General features: G+C 65.6%; 12 protein-coding genes. 7 read left to right on the top strand and 5 right to left on the bottom strand.

Annotated features, from left to right (window positions below):
• Positions 1 to 118: 118 nt before the first annotated feature.
• Both J7355_RS04235 and acs read right to left on the bottom strand, forming a co-directional pair.
• A complete protein-coding gene (locus tag J7355_RS04235) occupies positions 119 to 1300 on the bottom strand; it encodes an acetyl-CoA C-acetyltransferase (RefSeq protein ID WP_348522996.1) in 1182 nt (393 codons plus the stop codon).
• A gap of 237 nt (positions 1301 to 1537) precedes the next feature.
• Positions 1538 to 3493, bottom strand: coding sequence for an acetate--CoA ligase (gene acs, locus J7355_RS04230; protein ID WP_209060213.1), 1956 nt, complete (start codon positions 3491 to 3493; stop codon positions 1538 to 1540).
• A 247-nt stretch (positions 3494 to 3740) separates the two neighbouring features.
• Here acs and J7355_RS04225 point away from each other — a divergent pair, with 247 nt between their 5' ends.
• From J7355_RS04225 to J7355_RS04210, 4 genes are read left to right on the top strand one after another with little or no spacing between them, the layout of a single operon-like run.
• Entirely contained in the window at positions 3741 to 4463 is a 723-nt protein-coding gene (locus tag J7355_RS04225; RefSeq protein ID WP_209060212.1) for a MotA/TolQ/ExbB proton channel family protein, read from the top strand.
• Positions 4464 to 4498: 35 nt separating this feature from the next.
• Entirely contained in the window at positions 4499 to 4909 is a 411-nt protein-coding gene (locus tag J7355_RS04220) for a biopolymer transporter ExbD (protein ID WP_209060209.1), read from the top strand.
• Positions 4906 to 5307: a biopolymer transporter ExbD gene (locus J7355_RS04215; RefSeq protein WP_209060205.1), complete on the top strand. Its 402-nt coding sequence runs from the start codon at positions 4906 to 4908 to the stop codon at positions 5305 to 5307. Before J7355_RS04220 ends, J7355_RS04215 begins: the two co-directional genes overlap by 4 nt.
• Entirely contained in the window at positions 5304 to 6188 is an 885-nt protein-coding gene (locus J7355_RS04210) for an energy transducer TonB (RefSeq protein ID WP_209060204.1), read from the top strand. The genes J7355_RS04215 and J7355_RS04210 overlap by 4 nt, the downstream gene beginning before the upstream one ends.
• 437 nt (positions 6189 to 6625) lie before the next feature.
• Here J7355_RS04210 and J7355_RS04205 read toward each other — a convergent pair whose 3' ends face one another.
• Positions 6626 to 7123 (bottom strand): hypothetical protein, encoded by a 498-nt coding sequence (locus tag J7355_RS04205; RefSeq protein ID WP_209060203.1) that lies wholly within the window; start codon positions 7121 to 7123, stop codon positions 6626 to 6628.
• Positions 7124 to 7324: 201 nt separating this feature from the next.
• Between J7355_RS04205 and J7355_RS04200 the strand changes: the two genes are divergently transcribed.
• Complete coding sequence (locus tag J7355_RS04200) at positions 7325 to 10042, top strand: penicillin acylase family protein (RefSeq protein ID WP_209060202.1); 2718 nt, start codon at positions 7325 to 7327, stop codon at positions 10040 to 10042.
• A 574-nt stretch (positions 10043 to 10616) separates the two neighbouring features.
• Here the strand turns inward: J7355_RS04200 and J7355_RS04195 are convergent.
• Positions 10617 to 12566: a DUF87 domain-containing protein gene (locus J7355_RS04195; protein WP_209060201.1), complete on the bottom strand. Its 1950-nt coding sequence runs from the start codon at positions 12564 to 12566 to the stop codon at positions 10617 to 10619.
• Positions 12567 to 12768: 202 nt separating this feature from the next.
• On the opposite strand from J7355_RS04195, the gene J7355_RS04190 reads away from it, so the two are divergent.
• Positions 12769 to 13341: a TRAP transporter small permease subunit gene (locus J7355_RS04190; RefSeq protein WP_209060200.1), complete on the top strand. Its 573-nt coding sequence runs from the start codon at positions 12769 to 12771 to the stop codon at positions 13339 to 13341.
• Between the two features lie 3 nt (positions 13342 to 13344).
• The gene (locus J7355_RS04185) at positions 13345 to 14718 is read left to right on the top strand and encodes a TRAP transporter large permease subunit (protein WP_348522995.1); all 1374 of its coding nucleotides are present in this window, start codon (positions 13345 to 13347) and stop codon (positions 14716 to 14718) included.
• Between the two features lie 74 nt (positions 14719 to 14792).
• Here J7355_RS04185 and dctP read toward each other — a convergent pair whose 3' ends face one another.
• Positions 14793 to 15878 carry a TRAP transporter substrate-binding protein DctP gene (dctP, locus tag J7355_RS04180; RefSeq protein WP_209060199.1) on the bottom strand — a complete coding sequence of 362 codons (1086 nt, stop codon included), beginning with the start codon at positions 15876 to 15878 and terminating at the stop codon, positions 14793 to 14795.
• Positions 15879 to 16022 lie beyond the last annotated feature (144 nt).

Here is a 16022-nt window from a genome sequence, read left to right as displayed (position 1 = left end):
GCAGGGCCAGAATCAGCGACCCATGCGCTAGCGGCCGGCAGCCACGCCAGCCGGCGGCCCTAAATAATTGCGATAACAATTATTTAGGGCGTATCGAACTTTTCGCCCCGACGCCGGATCAGCGCTCGAGCGCGAGCGCGACACCCTGTCCGCCGCCGATACACAGCGTCGCCAGGCCCTTTTGCACATCGCGACGCATCATTTCGTGGATCAGCGTCACCAGCACGCGACAGCCCGATGCACCAATGGGGTGCCCCAAGGCGATCGCGCCGCCGTTGACGTTGACCTTGGCGAGATCCCATTCCAGCTGACGGCCGACGGCCACGGACTGGGCGGCAAACGCCTCGTTGGCTTCGATCAGGTCGAGATCGGCCACGTCCCAACCCACACGCTTGAGACAACGCTGGGTGGCCGACACCGGCGCGATACCCATCAGTGCGGGATCGACACCGGCATTGGCATAGCCGGCGATGGATGCCAGCGGCGTGAGGCCCAGCGCTTCGCACTTCTTGCGCGTGGTGACGACTACCGCCGCGGCGCCGTCGTTGAGGCCCGAGGCATTGCCGGCCGTGACCGTGCCGTTACGCGTAAAGGCCGGCTTGAGGCCGCTCAGACCTTCGGCGGTCACGCCCGGCCGCGGGCCCTCGTCGCGCGCGAACTGGATGGCATCGCCCTTCTTCTGCGGCACCTCGATCGGCAGCACTTCGTCCTCGAAACGCCCGTGCTTGAGCGCTTCCTCGGCCAGCTGCTGCGAACGCGCGGCGAATTCGTCCTGCTCTTCGCGCGAGACCCGGTATTTGTCGGCCACGTTCTCGGCGGTCTGGCCCATGTGATAGCCGTTGAAGGCGTCCCAGAGGCCATCGCGAATCATGGTGTCGACCAGTTCCCAGTCGCCCATGCGCTTGCCGTTACGCGAGTTCGGCAGCACATGCGGTGCCGAACTCATGTTCTCCTGCCCGCCGGCCACGATCAGCTCGGCATCGCCCATGGCGACGGCCTGGGCAGCCAGCATCACCGCTTTCAAACCGCTGCCGCAGACCTTGTTAATGGTCATCGCCGGCGTGGCATCGCCGAGACCGGCCCGGATCGAGGCTTGGCGAGCTGGGTTCTGACCGGCACCGGCCGCGAGCACCTGGCCCATGATCACTTCATCGACCGCATCGACCGGAATGTCGTGACGCGCCAGCAGCGCGCGGATGGCGTGGGCGCCGAGTTCGGTCGCGGGGATGCCGGCCAGGGTGCCGCCGAAACGGCCGATGGCGGTACGCCCGGCGGCGGCGATGACGATGTTGTCCTTCACTTGCGAGTACTCCTGGGATGCAGAGTCGATGGCCGCGAGGCGGCATGAGGCTCGCCATGTTACGAAAAATCGTCGCGGGCGGGACAACACGCAGGCCGACGGGCCTCGCATGCCGGGCACTGGCGCGCATAAAAAAGGCCGGCGCCGGCGTGCGCAATGCGCAACACCGGGCCGGCCACCCCCTGTGATCTTGGGCGGCAGCGCCGGGTGGCGCCGCCGCTGCAGATCGCCTCGACGCTAGCTGCCCTTGGCCTGCAGCTGGTCGATGATCTGCGGGTTCTCCAGCGTGGACACGTCCGAGGTGATCTCCTCGTCGCGCGCCACGGTGCGCAGCAAGCGCCGCATGATCTTGCCGGAGCGGGTCTTGGGCAGACCGTCCGCGAAACGGATCTCTTCCGGCTTGGCGATCGCGCCCAGCTGTTCGGAGACCCAGTCGCGCAGTTCACCAGCCAGCTCGTCGCTGCCGTCGTCGTTCTTGAGAATCACGAAGGCCACGATGCATTCGCCCTTGATCTCGTGCGGACGGCTTACGACCGCGGCTTCGGCCACCGCCTTGTGCGACACCAGCGCGGATTCCACCTCCATCGTGCCCATGCGGTGGCCGGAGATGTTCACCACGTCGTCGATACGACCGAGAATGCGGAAATTGCCCTGTTCGTCGCGCTGGGCCGAGTCGCCGGCCACATAGGTATGCGCGTCGAACATGCCGAAGTACGTTTCCTTGTAGCGATCCGGGTCGCCCCAGATGGTGCGCAGCATGTACGGCCACGGCTTGGTGACCACCAGAATGCCGCCGGCATTGGCATCGGTGACCCGATCGCCGGACTCGTCGAGAATATCGGCCGCGATGCCGGGCAACGGGTGCGCCACGGAGCCCGGCTTGGTGGGTGTGGCGGACGCGATCGGCGTAATCATGTGCCCGCCGGTTTCGGTCTGCCACCACGTATCCACGATCGGGCAGCGCTCCTGGCCGATGACCTCGCGATACCACATCCAGGCTTCCGGGTTGATCGGCTCACCGACCGTGCCGAGCACGCGCAGGCTGTCCAGCGCATGGCGCTGCGGGTATTCGTCGCCGTGCTTCATCAGCGCACGAATGGCGGTCGGCGCGGTGTAGAAGACGGTGACCTGATGGGTATCGACCATCTTCCAGAATCGATCGGGCTCCGGGTAGGTCGGCACGCCTTCGAACATCACCTGGGTACCGCCACAGGCGGTCGGGCCATAGGTGATGTAGGTATGGCCGGTGACCCAGCCGACATCGGCCGTGCACCAGAACACGTCGTCGTCACCGTAGTCGAACACCCAGCGGCAGGTGCAGATCGCGCCCAGTAGATAACCGCCGGAGGAATGCTGGATGCCCTTGGGTTTGCCGGTCGAGCCGGAGGTATAGAGGATGAACAGCGGATGCTCCGCGTCCACCCATTCCGGCTCGCACTGATCGGATTCGCCGTCGACGGCATCGTGCCACCAGACATCGCGGCCGTCGGCCATGGTCACGTCGGCGCCCGAGCGCTTGTAGACCATGACCGTTTCGATCGTCTTGCAGCCTTCGGAGAGCGCCTTGTCGGCGGTTTCCTTTAGCGGGATCAGCTTGCCGCCGCGATAGTTGCCGTCGGCGGTGATCAGCATCTTCGCCTCGGCATCGTCGATACGATCACGCAGCGACACCGCCGAGAAGCCGCCGAACACCACGGAATGGATCGCGCCGATACGCGCACAGGCCAGCATCGCGACCGCGGCCTGCGGGATGTTGGGCAGATAGATGACCGCACGATCGCCCTTGCCCAGCCCCTTGGACTTGAGCGCGTTGGCAAAGCGGCAGACGCGCGCATGCAGCTCGCGATAGCTGATGTGCTCGACCTCGCCGTCGTCACTTTCGAAGATGATCGCGGTCTTGTCGCCCTTGGTATCCAGGTGCCGGTCGAGGCAGTTGTAGGAGACGTTCAGTTCGCCGTCGGCGAACCATTTGAAGAACGGGGCGTCAGACTCATCCAGAACCTGCGTGAATGGCTTGTGCCAATCGATCTTCTCGCGTGCCTGTTCGGCCCAGAAGCCTTCGTGGTCGTCCGCGGCTGCTTTGCGCAGTGCGTCGACGTCGGCGGGCTTGAGCGTCGCGCTCTCGACAAACGCCTGCGGTGGATCGAACTGTCGATCCTCCCGCAACACCGATTCGATCTTGTTGTCAGCCATAAAGTCTCCAAATGCATCGATTGCAACTTGGAAATCAGCATACGCACTTAAAAAGCCTGTCTGCATAAGACGAAAGGCGCATGTTGCAGTGCCGACACGGCCTGGAGCGCCGGCCGATTCAAAGTGCGCGGGCTACGGCACAACGGCAGCCGTTAATAATAATCGTTCGCATCTAGGTGCGGTTTGATTCATACTACCGGGCGTTGTCGCGCGCTGCGCGCCACGCCACTCAGTTGGGAAAGCTGCAATGACACCAGAGAGTTCCGCGGTCTTCGATTTCGCCGGTCTGTTCGACCTGTTGCGTCTGGGCGGCCCGGTCGTCGCCGTGCTCGTCGCGATGTCGGTGGTCGGCCTGGCCATCGTGCTCCTCAAGTGCTGGCAGTACGCCAGCGTCCGGGTCGGCAAGCGCAGCTTCATCACGCCGGCGCTGGATCAGTGGCGCTCGGGCGACCGCGACGGCGCCATCGCCGCGCTCGCCGACGAACGCAACCCCATCGCCGATGCCCTGGCTGTGGCCATGCGCGGTGTTTCCTCCGGCGCCAGCGTGAGCATCGTGCGCGAAGAAGCGGCCCGCGTCGGCGCCCGGCACCTGAGCCAGATGCGCAGTTATTTCCGCCCGCTCGAGGTGATCGGCTCGCTGGCGCCGCTGCTGGGCCTGCTCGGTACCGTCATGGGCATGATCACGGCCTTCCAGCAGTTGGCCAACGCCGGCAGCCAGGTCGACCCCTCGGTACTGTCCAACGGTATCTGGGAAGCGTTGCTCACCACGGCCGTAGGCCTGGTCGTGGCGATTCCGGCCGTGGTCGCACTGAACTGGTGTGAACGCGTGGTCGAGCGCCTGCACGAAGACATGCAGGACGCGCTCACCCGCTTTTTCACCCGTCACGAGGCTGCAGGGCTGTCCAGCCAGGCGCCGGCGGATAACGCCCAGCGTGCGGGCACGCCCAGAACGTCGGCAGCGCACGCCTAGAGATCGGTCGACCCGTCCGCCGATCGACGCCCGACATGCATATCGAGACCTTCGAACGACGCAAGCACACGATCAGCCTGACGCCGCTGATCGACGTGGTGTTCATTCTGCTGGTGTTCTTCATGCTGGCGACGAGCTTCACCGACTGGCGCCCGATCACGCTGGCGACCGGCACCACCGAAGCACCCGCCAGCGAAACGCCGCCAGCCGTGGTGCGCGTCGATGCCGAGGGCGGGCTGAACTACGACGGTCGCCGCTATGACAGCCCGCGCGAACTGGCGCGCCGGTTGAACAGCGCACGCGACAACGACGAAATTTCGGCCGTGATCGTGCAGCCCGACGCCCAGGCCACACTGGATGTGACCGTCGGCGCGCTCGATGCGCTTTCGGGCGCGGGCGTCGCACCGATGTCGCTGGCCACCGGATCGAACAGTTCCAGACCATGATCGTGCCGCCACCAAAACGGCCTCGCTCGACCGAGGAGAACGTGCTGCCGCTGATCAACATCGTTTTTCTGTTGTTGATCTTTTTCATGCTGGCGGGCGTGCTGGCACAGAATCCCCCGTTCGAACTGACCGCGCCGGACACGGCCGAAACACAGAAGGCGGCCCAACTTCAGCGCCAGGTTCTTGCCGTGGCCGCCGACGGCCGGCTCGCCTTTGCCGGTGAACCGATCGAGCGTGATGGCCTGGCCGACGCGCTCGCCGACTGGCCCGACGACAAGCCGCTGCAGATCCGGGCCGACGGCGGCATCAAGGCCGAGTCGCTCACTGGCCTGTTCACCGCGCTTCGACGTGCGGGCATCAGCGAGGTGGATCTACTGACACGTCACCAGGACCCATGAAACGTATCGGTCTGCGCCACTGGCTGGTCGTGCTCGCGATCGCCCTCGTCGCCCATGCGGCTCTGCTGATCCGCTTCCAGGTGGAGGACACCCTGTCGTCCACCCAGAGCGGCGCCAGCGGTGTCCGTATCGCGCTCGCGCCGGAACAGGGCGAACCAAAACCCGAGCAGGTCGCCGCCGACGCACCGGCGGAAGAAAACGACCCCCCGGAAGAGGACGCACCGCCGCCCGAGCCGGAACCCGAACCCGAACCTGAGCCGGAACCCGAACCCGAACCTGAGCCGACGCCGGAACCCGAGCCTGAACCAACGCCGGTACCGGAACCGGAACCAGTGCCGGAGCCCGAGCCGGAGCCCGAGCCGGAACCCGAACCACAGCCAGAGCCCGAACCGAAGCCGACGCCCAGACCGGAGCCGAAACCGGAGCCGCGTCCGCAGCCCAAACGCGAACCCGCGCCGCCCGAGCCCACGCGCAGCGCACAGCGCTCGCAAAGCGCCGAGCCGGCGGGCGGTCAGGATCAGGACAACGCCCCGGCGCAGGCGGCACAGACCGCGCAACGCACGCAACAGGGCACCACCGGCAGCGTGTCGGACACACCGCCGGACTACCAGAGCGAGCTCAGCGCCTGGCTGCAGCGCTACAAGGACTATCCACGCCGCGCCCGCCGCCTGCGTCAGGAAGGCACGGTCCTGCTGTATTTCGTCATGGACCGCAATGGCCGCGTGCTGGACTGGGAAATTCGTGAAAGCTCCGGCCACGAACTGCTCGATGAGGCCGTGCGCGACATGATCCGCAAGGCCAACCCCATGCCCGCGCTGCCCGACAGCGTCTCCATGCAGCGATTGGCGTTGACCGTGCCGGTACGTTTCCAGCTGCGTTGATCACGCTCTCGGTTCAGGTTCGGCATACCCTGCCCCAGGAGCCAAGCCCATGAAGGCCAACGCATTACCGCGAATATCCGTACGCCTACGCCGGTGACAGCGGATCGTTTCTATCGCGACATCCCGGGTCTGGAAACGCTGATCGATCACGGCGGGCTTCGCACCTACGGCAACCACGATCAGGCGCGGGTACAGGTCAGCGTGGCGAGCTAAAGCGGCTCGAACACACGCCGGCACCGGATCTTTCTATCGAAGCGGACGATCCGGACGCCGCTACTGAGCGCATACGCGCGGCCGCCATGCCACCGAGTACGATCCGGTCAGCGGACCGTCGGTGTGCGACGACTCTACGTCCGCGACCCCGTTCGACACCCTGGCCAACATCCTCCAGCGCGCCCCGCCTCGCAGGCGAGGCAGGCGCGCCAAGCGGCTATTGGCTAGCCACCATCGGCCGCGACAGACGCCGAAAGATTGCGCTTGAGTTCGGTCGCGTTGTAGACATCCTGCCCTTGTTCGGGCACGTCGTCACCGACCTGGATCTCGAGCACCGTCTCGTAGCGCGTACGGCTCGCGCCGCCGGTGGAATAGCCGACACTGGTGCCCCAAAACGGATAGCCCCAGCCATAGCCGATGCTCGTGCTCGGCCCGCCGCCGGAGTGGCTGGTCACCGGCGATGTCTCGCGTGAGTTGATGCGAAACCGCTCGGCACCCCGGTTCACGGCAAGGTCGGCGGCGCGAAACAGCGCGAAATTCTCGACCGTTTCCCGGGCCATGCCGTAATCGCCGGCAAAGCTCACCCGGTAACGATCCGACGTGAGCAGGGTATCGCGATAGCCGTAGTCGTCCGGCTCCACGGCCGCCCGGTAGGCCGGACCGCTGGCACAGGCGCTGAGCAGCGCGCCACAGATTGCGAGAGCGACGATTTTTCTGTTCATGGAAATACTATAACGCCGCGACGCGATCATGGATGCAAACGCGCGCAAATATAGTTGCGGCGGCACGCCTCCCACGCGCGCTAACGGCATGTTTTGGCCCGCAAAGCGTCGTATCGACCTGCCGATGCATGGCGCGTGCAAATCCCGTTCGACTTGGCTAATATCGAGCCGTCCAACTCGGGACATATAACGGGGGAGAAAATGAAAACAATTCACTGGAAGCGGCCGGTGCTGGTGGCCGGCATTTCGCTGTGTCTGTCGGCCGGCCTGATCGGCTGCTCATCGGATAGCGACAGCGACTCGGGCGGTGGCAGCGGCAACGGCCTGCCGGCGCTGAGCGACAGCCAGATCAATGCACCGGACGGCGCGCTGAGTGCGCGTATTCAGACCACCACCGGCAGCGTGCCGCATATCACCGCCGACAACCTCGAATCCGCGGCGTTCGGCTCCGGCTATGTGCAGGCACGCGACAATGTCTGCCTGATCGCCGACTCGATCATCCGTGCGCGCGGCGAGCGGGCCATGTTCTACGGCCCGGGCCCGGACGTCGCCGCCGCGCTGCCCGTCGGCATCAACATCGTCACGGATTTCAGTTACAAGGCGCTGGGCCTGCTCGAAAAAGCGCAGGCCGAGTTCGATGAAATCTCGGCGCCTTCGCAGGCCATGCTTCGCGGCTTCGCCGCCGGCTATAACAAGTACGTCGACGAGACCGCGCCGGCCGATCTGCCCGCCAAGTGCAATCAGGCGCCCTGGGTACGGCCGATCAGCGCCGAAGACGTCTATGCCTACTATCAGCTGGTCGCGCTCTACGCGAGCGGCGACAACTTCGTTCAGGGGCCTCTTTTTGCTGCGGTACCGCCCGGCACGAGTCCAGCGCCCACGATGGCCATGCCGGCAGCGAGCGCAAGCGCCAATCCCGCCGAGGCAAACCGGCTGGCGGCCAGCGTCGCACGTCTAACGCCGCAAGCACTCGGGCTCAAGACCAATTACAACGACCGCGGCATGGGCAGCAACGGCTGGGGCATTGGCTCGGAGCTGACCGAGAACGGCAAGGGCGCCCTGCTGGCCAACCCGCACTTTCCGTATACCGGTAACCGCCGGCTCTATCAGATGCAGATCACGGTGCCGGGCGTCTACGACGTCAATGGCGCCGGCCTGATCGGCGTCGTGATTCCGCTGATCGGCTTCAACGAAAACATCGCCTGGACGCATACCGTGTCCACGGCCCAGCATTTCACGCTCTACGACCTCACGCTGAAGTCCGGCGACAATCTGACCTATATCAAGGACGGCGAAGAAAAGCCCATCACGCAAAAGACGATTTCCATCCAGGTCAATGTCGGCGGCGGCCAGACGGCGACCTTCGAGCGTGATTTCTACTACTCGGAACACGGGCCGATGCTGGCCGGCAACGTCATCAACGGCAATCTTCCGGCGTGGGGCAATACCTTCGCCGGTCGTCCCACGGCGTTCACCTATCGCGATGCGAACGCCGATACCGCGCGTCTGGTCGTGGATCAGTGGCTGAACATGGGCCGCGCGCGCAACGTGGACCAGTTCCAGCAGCCGTTCGAAAGCTGCGGCAGCGTGCTCTGGGTCAACACGATGTACGCCGACGATTCCGGCCAGGCCTTCTATATCGACGGCACGTCGGTACCCAACCTGTCCGGCGGCGCGCTGCAGGCGTTCCAGGCACGGGCGAACACGAACCCGGTGGTCGGCGGCCTGTTCGCCAACGGTGTGACGCTTCTCGACGGCAGCCGCGGGTTGAACGACTGGGTCGAGGGCGATTGCGGCGGGCGTATCGCCTATGACGGCATGCCCAAGCTCGAACGCCGCGATTATGTCCAGAACTCGAACGACAGCTACTGGGCGACCAACCCGGACGCCTTCCTGACCGGGTTCTCGCCGCTCTTCGGGCCGACCGAAAGCATTCTCTCGCCGCGTACCCGTATGGGCCTGGCGATGCTGGAGAACCCGACCGATACCGGCCTGTCCACGGTGGCGCCGGCCGGCAGCGACGGCAAGTTCACCGGCGAGGAGATCATCAAGGCGCTCTATTCCAACCGCGCCTACTACGCCGAGACGCTGCTCGACGAACTGCTGACCCGGTGTGACGCGGCCGGCACCACGCCGATTGCTACCGACGACAGCAGCAGCCGTTCCGTGGCCGAGGGCTGCACCGCACTGGCCAACTGGGACGGCATATACGACGTGGACAGCCGGGGTGCCCACGTTTTCCGTGTATTCATCGGCGACTACGACCCGGCCTTCCCGAGCGAGTTCTCGGTGGCGTTCGACCCGACCAACCCGGCAACCACGCCGAGCACGCCGAACGAAGCGCCGGCCGATGTTGCCCAGGATCCGATGCTGGCCTCGCTGGCTCGCGGCCTGAACCGACTGGACCAGGTGAACATCGCCTACGACGCGCGTCTGGGCGATGTGCAACGCCAGCAGCAGTCGGCCGGCACCCCGCCCGGCGGCACGCCGGCGCCGTCCGGCAGCCCGATCGAATGGCACGGCAACCAGAACCTGGAAGGCGGCTTCAACATCGTGCGTCCAGATACGGGTCGCGTGGAGGATGGCACCCGCTATCCGCGCGTCGCGCCCGCCGGCACCATCCCGAACACGGGCAGCCTGTCGAGCGCCGACAACGAAGGCTGGCGGATTGCCTACGGCACCAGTTGGCACTTCGGCCTGAGCTTCACCGACGAAGGCCCGCAGGGTTACGGGCTGATCAGCTACGGCCAGTCGGACGATCCGAGTTCCGCGAATTTCCAGGATCAGGATCTGCGCTACTCGGCCAAGAACTATCGCAAGCTGCTCTATACGCAGGCCGATATCACCGACGACGAGGCGCTGCAGGTCGAGACCATCGAGGCCTCGGTGGCGGCCGAAACCGAAGACGAAGCCGAATAACAACGGCATCACGACGTGCCCGGTGCGCCCTCGGCGCATCGGGCTTTTTTATGTCCGCGGTATGTCCGCGCGTAGCGCCCCCGATCAGGCGGGACGCGTGCGCCCGTCAGCCGCGCGCCGATAGGGCGACCACAGCAGCGCGACGAAACGAATATCGATATCGCTGCTGCGGGCGCGCACCTGCACCGTATCGAGCGCCTCGGCCTGGGCGTCGATCTCGCCCTCCAGGCGCGCCACGTCCGCGGCGAACGCCTCGCCCTCGGCGTCGAGCCGGGCCTGCAGTTCGGCCGCCTCGGCTTGTGCTTCGCGCACGTCGCGCATCTCTCTAGCGGCATAGCCGGCACGCCGTGCGGCAGTGCCCACCCGGCTGACCGTGCGGCTGCTCAAGCGCTTTCGCCCGAGAAAGGCGCCCAGCAGCGCGCCGCCGATCGACAGCGCGCTCTCGATCTTCTTCTGATTGGCCTGGGCTTTCTGTTCCTCGACGTCGCGCTCGGCCGCGCGCAGGCGCTCGCGCAGCCGGCCGGCGCTCTTCTCGTAGCGGGCCCGCAGCTTGCCGACTTCCAGGTCCCGGCGCTCACGCGCGAACTGCTGCAGCCGGATGCGAAAATCCGCTTCGCTCTCGCCGGGCGCAGAGACCTGTTTGAATGTCTTGCTGCGATAGAGCGTGAGCGCCTGAGCGGTGCGCAGCCAGGTCTTGTAGTCGCGCACCCAGCCACGATAGGCGGACGCTCGGCGCGCCGGCGCAGCAAGCGGCCCGAATGCCGCATCCGCCGGTGGCTGATCCTCGAGAGCGGCGATATCGATGGCGATCGGCTCCGCCCAATCCCAGTCGAGTGCCACCGGCCCGTCGACAGGCTCCGCGCCGAACACGAAAGCCCGCTGCACGTCGATATCGTGGGTACGGCTGACAAAGAAGACCTCGGCGGCTCCAACCACCTGCGCGTAATAGGTCAGCGGCCCGTCGCCCGGCGTGGTGACCGGCAGAAAATACTGGCGGATACCGGGGTCGAGTACCGGGCGCGCCGTGGTGGTCGTCGCCGCCTGGTCGACAGCGGCCCGGGGCGTCGGATCGGCGGCTGGCGGCGGCTGGCGGCGGCTCGACCGGCACGGCCGGAGCGCTCGCCCGGGTCAGCCGGCGAATCTGCTCGCGCGTGAGCGGACCCGGCAGATACGACAGCGCCCAGCGGGTATGAAAGACCACCGGCTCGGTCTCGTGCACGTTGTGCAGCAGGAACACGCGCTTGCCGAGGCCGGCAAGCGTCTGCGCCATGGCGCCGCGGTCGAACGGTCCGCCGCCCGCGCCTGCACCTTCCAGGCCATCGAGCACGCGGTTCTTGTCGCGCTCGGTCTGCAGCCGGCCAATGAACCAGGTCCCGGTATTGGACAGGCCCTTGTAGTCGAGATCGACCGGGTTCTGGGTCGACAGCACCAGCCCCAGCCCGTAGGCCCGCGCCTGCTTGAGCAGCGTCAGGAACAGGGTCTTGGACGGCGGATTGGCGGTCGGCGGCATGTAACCGAACAGCTCGTCCATGTAGAGCACGGCCCGCAGGCTCGATGTGCCCGGCTGGGCGCGCATCCAGGCGATGATCTCGCCGAGCAGCAGCGTGACGAAGAACATGCGCTCCGCGTCGGTGAGATGCGCGATCGACAGCACCGAAACGCGCGGCCGACCTTCATCGGTATAGAACAGCGAGCGTGCGGACAGCGCCTGGCCCTGCATCCAGGTTGCGAACCCCGGCGAAGCGAGCAGGTTGTTCAGCTGCATGGCCAGCGCGAAGCGATCCTGGGCGGGAAACATGGCTTCCAGGTCCATCACCCCGATACGCTTAATCGGCGGCGACTGAATCGCGCCGATCAGGCCCGGCAAGTCGAGCGAGCGCCCTGCCTGCCAGCTGTGCTGCAGGATATTGGAGATGAGGATGTATTCGCGGCTCGACAGCGGGTCGGCATCGATACCCAGCAGGGTGAGAATCGAGATCGCGGTCGCCTGGATCCGCTCGGCAAAGGCTTCCGCGTCGTCGCGTAGCGCGGCGCTCGGCGCATCGAAGGAACTGAGCACCGAAATGGGAATACCCGCGGTGCTACCCGGCGTGAAGATGCCGAACTCCGCCGCCTCCTTGAGCCGGCGGATCCGTGCACCGTCCTGATTCCAGCTCGCCAGCCCTTTTCGCCAAAGTTCGGCCTGTGCGCTGGCGTGAGCCGCGATCGTTTTGCCGCGAGTGCTGGCGGCAGCCGGATCGACCCAGGGTTCGAAATCCGCCGCCGCGAGATCGGGAAACGTGAGCAACAGATTGCCAAGATCGCCTTTCGGGTCGATCGCGATGACGGGCACGCCGTCGATCGCGGCCTCCTCGATCAAACCGACGCCGAGGCCAGTCTTGCCGCTGCCCGTCATGCCGATGATCACGGCGTGGGTGGTCAGATCCTTGGCGTCGTAGAGCAGTGGCGCCGTGCCGGTTTTTCCCGAGGCGAGATCGTGCTCCCGGCCCAGATAGAAGGCCCCGAGTTTTTCGTAGTCCTGCACCGCTGCATCCCCTGCCGGTTCACTTGCGCTGTCCAATATGCCGCAGATCGTCGGCGATGACCGCAGCGCGCGTCGCCGGGGCCGCATCAATCGGACACGGCGCCGAGCCGCCAGCTTGGGGTCGCGCCGCGCGGTCAGCTAGAATCGCCGGCTTGTGCAGCCTGGCTGCCCCTCGGCCCGACGACGCGCCCGGAGGAAATTGATGAATATTCTGCTGGGCGCGGCGCGCGCGATCGACGGCCTGTCGACCCTGGTGGGCCGCACGATGTGGTGGCTCACCGTGGCCATGGTGCTGATCGGCGCCTACAACGTAATCACCCGTTACCTGGGCCAGTATCTCGGCGTGCAGCTGTCGGCCAACGTCTATCTCGAGCTGCAGACCTACGCCTTCGACCTGATCTTTCTGCTCGGTGCCGCATATCTGCTGCGCGCCGACGGGCATGTGCGCGTGGACATCATCTACAGCCGGCTGGGCCCGCGCACCCGGGCCTGGATCGATATCTTCGGCACGCTGGTGTTTCTGGTGCCCTTCTGCATCTTCGGGCTGTATTTCTGCATCGGCTACGTCGAGCGCTCGTGGGCGGTGATGGAGCAGAGCCCGAACCCCGGCGGACTGCCGCGCTATCCGATCAAGACCGTGATGCTGGTGGCGTTCGCCATGCTCATTCTCCAGGGCATCAGCGAGATCATCAAGAACGTGGCCTATCTGGTCCAGGAGCCGGGTTTCACCGATAACGAAGCCCATCGCGCCACCCAGGAAACGGAAGGCTTGTAGGCCGTGGATTACCTCGCGCTATGGATGTTCGCGGCCGCGATCGGCATGTTGCTGATCGGCTACCCGGTCGCCTTCACGCTCGGCGGCACGGCGGTGCTGTTCACGCTCATCGGCAGCGACATGCTCCCGGACATGGGCATCGCCCTGCCCTGGGAACCCGCGTTCCGCATGGCGCGGCTCAACATCTTGCCGGGGCGCATCTTCGGCAACATCATGGACAACTACGAACTGGTCGCCGTGCCGTTCTTCGTGTTCATGGGCGTGATGCTGGAGAAGTCGCGCCTGGCCTCCGACCTGCTTCAGACCATGGGCCTGCTGTTCGGGCGCGTACGCGGCGGCCTGGCGATCTCGGTGGTGGTCGTGGGCACCCTGCTGGCCGCCTCCACCGGCGTGGTCGGGGCCTCGGTGGTCACCATGGGCGTTCTTGCGCTGCCGGTGATGCTGAAATACAACTACGACAAGGGCCTGGCCTCGGGTACCGTCGCGGCATCCGGCACGCTCGGCCAGATCGTGCCGCCGAGCATCGTGCTCATCATCCTCGGCGATCAGATGCAGGTTTCAGTGGGCGACCTGTTTCTCGGCGCCTTCATCCCGGGCGTGATGCTGTCGGGCCTGTTCGTGCTGTGGATCGTCTACGTCGCGCTGCGCCATCCCGAACGCGCGCCGGCGCTGCCGGCCAGCGAACGCGATATCAGCCGCGGGCGCCTGCTGCTGCGGGTGCTGGGGACGATGGCGCCGCCACTGGCGCTGATCCTGATCGTGCTCGGCACCATCTTCGCCGGCATCGCCACGCCGACCGAGGCCGGCGCCATGGGCGCCCTGGGCGCCACCCTGCTTGCCATCATCAACCGGCGCCTCGACTGGGATGCACTGCGCGCGGTGATGGACCAGACCGTCAAGCTCACCGCCATGGTGTTCGTCATCCTGCTCGGCGCCACCGCCTTCACCATGGTGTTCGCCTCGCTCGGCGGCCCGCAGCTGGTCGAGGAGATCCTGCTGAACCTGCCGGGCGGCACCCTGGCGTTCCTGTTCTTCACGATGCTCACGATCTTCGTGCTCGGATTTTTCGTCGATTTCATCGAGATCAGCTTCATCGTGGTGCCGGTCATCACGCCGATCGCGATCCAGCTGGGGGTCGATCCGCTCTGGTTCGCGGTACTGATCGCGGTCAATCTGCAGGCGTCGTTCCTGACCCCGCCGTTCGGCTTCGCGCTGTTCTATCTCAAGGGGGTCGCGCCGCCGTCGGTTCGCACGGCCGACATCTATCGCGGCGTGGTGCCTTTCATCGGCCTGCAGTTGTTCGCGCTGATTCTGCTCTGGCAGTTCCCGCAGCTCGTGCTGTGGCTGCCGCATCTCAGCGACGCCGTACAGCAATAGACACGAAAAAGCCGCGGCCACTGACATGACCGCGGCTTGATCGCGCGAGCCGTTCGCCCGGATCGCGACCGGCTCTAACTCAGATCGCCATTGATATAGCGCAGGAAGTTGTATTCGCTCACGTCGGTCCATGCCCGGACGTCGTCGCGAAAACCCTGCCACTGCTCGTAGACCTTGGCGTAGAGCTTGTTCTTGTCCGCGTGTTCCTGCTGGATCTCGTCGGTATAGCGCTTGAGCAGGTCGAGCACTTCCGACGGGAAGGTACGCACCTGGGCGCCGCCGTCGATCAGACGCTTGAGCGCCGGGCCGTTGCGCGCCATGTACTGCGCGAACATGCGCTCGTTCGCGGCCTTGGCGGCGACCGGAATCGTCTCCCGAATGTCCTTGGGCAGATCCTTGAAGATGTCGTTGTTGACGTACAGCCCCAGGGTGGCGCCCGGCTCGGCCCAGCTGGGCATGTAGTAGTACTTCGCGGCCTTGTGCAGCTGCAGGATCTCGTCGTCGTAGGGGCTGACCCAGTCCGCCGCGTCGATCACGCCACGCTCCAGCGCGAAATAGACCTGGCCGCCGGGCAGGTTCTGAATGTTCACGCCGGCGCGCGCCATGACCTGGCCGCCCACGCCGGGGAAGCGCATCTTGAGGCCCTTGAGATCGTCGGGCGAGTTGATCTCCTTGTTGAACCAGCCGCCGGTCTGGCCGCCCGTATTACCGGCCAGGAAGGCGACGAGGTTGCTGCGGCCGTTGAGCTCGTTCCAGAGATCGCCGCCACCGCCTTCTTCGATCCAGGCGTTCTGCTGCTGCCCGGTGAGACCGAACGGCATGGCGGTGAAGAAGGCATGGGTCGGATCCTGGCCGATGTAGTAGTACGAGGCGGTATGTCCCATCGCAAAGGCGCCGCTGGAGACCGTGTCGTACACCTCCAGCCCGCCAACCTGTTCGCCGGCGGCGAACACCTCGACCTCGACATCGCCATCGGTGGCGTATTCGATCGAACGGCCGATGAACTCGGCGGTACCGAACAGCGTGTCGATCGATGACGGCCAGGACGTGACCATGCCCAGCTTGTATTTCTTGTTGCGCGCGATGGTCATCGGCGAAAACACGGTGCTGGCGGCTGCAGCCGCCCCCGCAGCCCCGGCCAAGAATTGACGTCGTTTCATGCGTTATTCACTCCTGATGATCGGCGCGACGCCGGCGCGGCATCGGCCCTCTCCCTGTCGAATCGTTGTTCCTCTATCGCGGCCCCGAACGCATCGGACGCACCGGCCTTTCTACCACGTCGGGCGGATGGGGTCTGTAATGCC

The sequence above is a fragment of the Endozoicomonas sp. G2_2 genome (assembly GCF_017744135.1).
Taxonomy (GTDB): Bacteria; Pseudomonadota; Gammaproteobacteria; order Nevskiales; family Salinisphaeraceae; genus Salinisphaera.
The sequence above is the reverse complement of the archived record's forward strand: the minus strand, read 5'-3'. Positions and strand labels throughout refer to the sequence as shown.

Excerpts from the sequence above, each read along its gene's own strand:
- acs (WP_209060213.1), bottom strand. The coding sequence starts at position 3,493 with ATGGCTGACAACAAGATCGAATCGGTGTTGCGGGAGGATCGACAGTTC.
- J7355_RS04225 (WP_209060212.1), top strand. The coding sequence starts at position 3,741 with ATGACACCAGAGAGTTCCGCGGTCTTCGATTTCGCCGGTCTGTTCGAC.
- J7355_RS04220 (WP_209060209.1), top strand. The coding sequence starts at position 4,499 with ATGCATATCGAGACCTTCGAACGACGCAAGCACACGATCAGCCTGACG.
- J7355_RS04215 (WP_209060205.1), top strand. The coding sequence starts at position 4,906 with ATGATCGTGCCGCCACCAAAACGGCCTCGCTCGACCGAGGAGAACGTG.
- J7355_RS04210 (WP_209060204.1), top strand. The coding sequence starts at position 5,304 with ATGAAACGTATCGGTCTGCGCCACTGGCTGGTCGTGCTCGCGATCGCC.
- J7355_RS04205 (WP_209060203.1), bottom strand. The coding sequence starts at position 7,123 with ATGAACAGAAAAATCGTCGCTCTCGCAATCTGTGGCGCGCTGCTCAGC.
- J7355_RS04200 (WP_209060202.1), top strand. The coding sequence starts at position 7,325 with ATGAAAACAATTCACTGGAAGCGGCCGGTGCTGGTGGCCGGCATTTCG.
- J7355_RS04190 (WP_209060200.1), top strand. The coding sequence starts at position 12,769 with ATGAATATTCTGCTGGGCGCGGCGCGCGCGATCGACGGCCTGTCGACC.
- dctP (WP_209060199.1), bottom strand. The coding sequence starts at position 15,878 with ATGAAACGACGTCAATTCTTGGCCGGGGCTGCGGGGGCGGCTGCAGCC.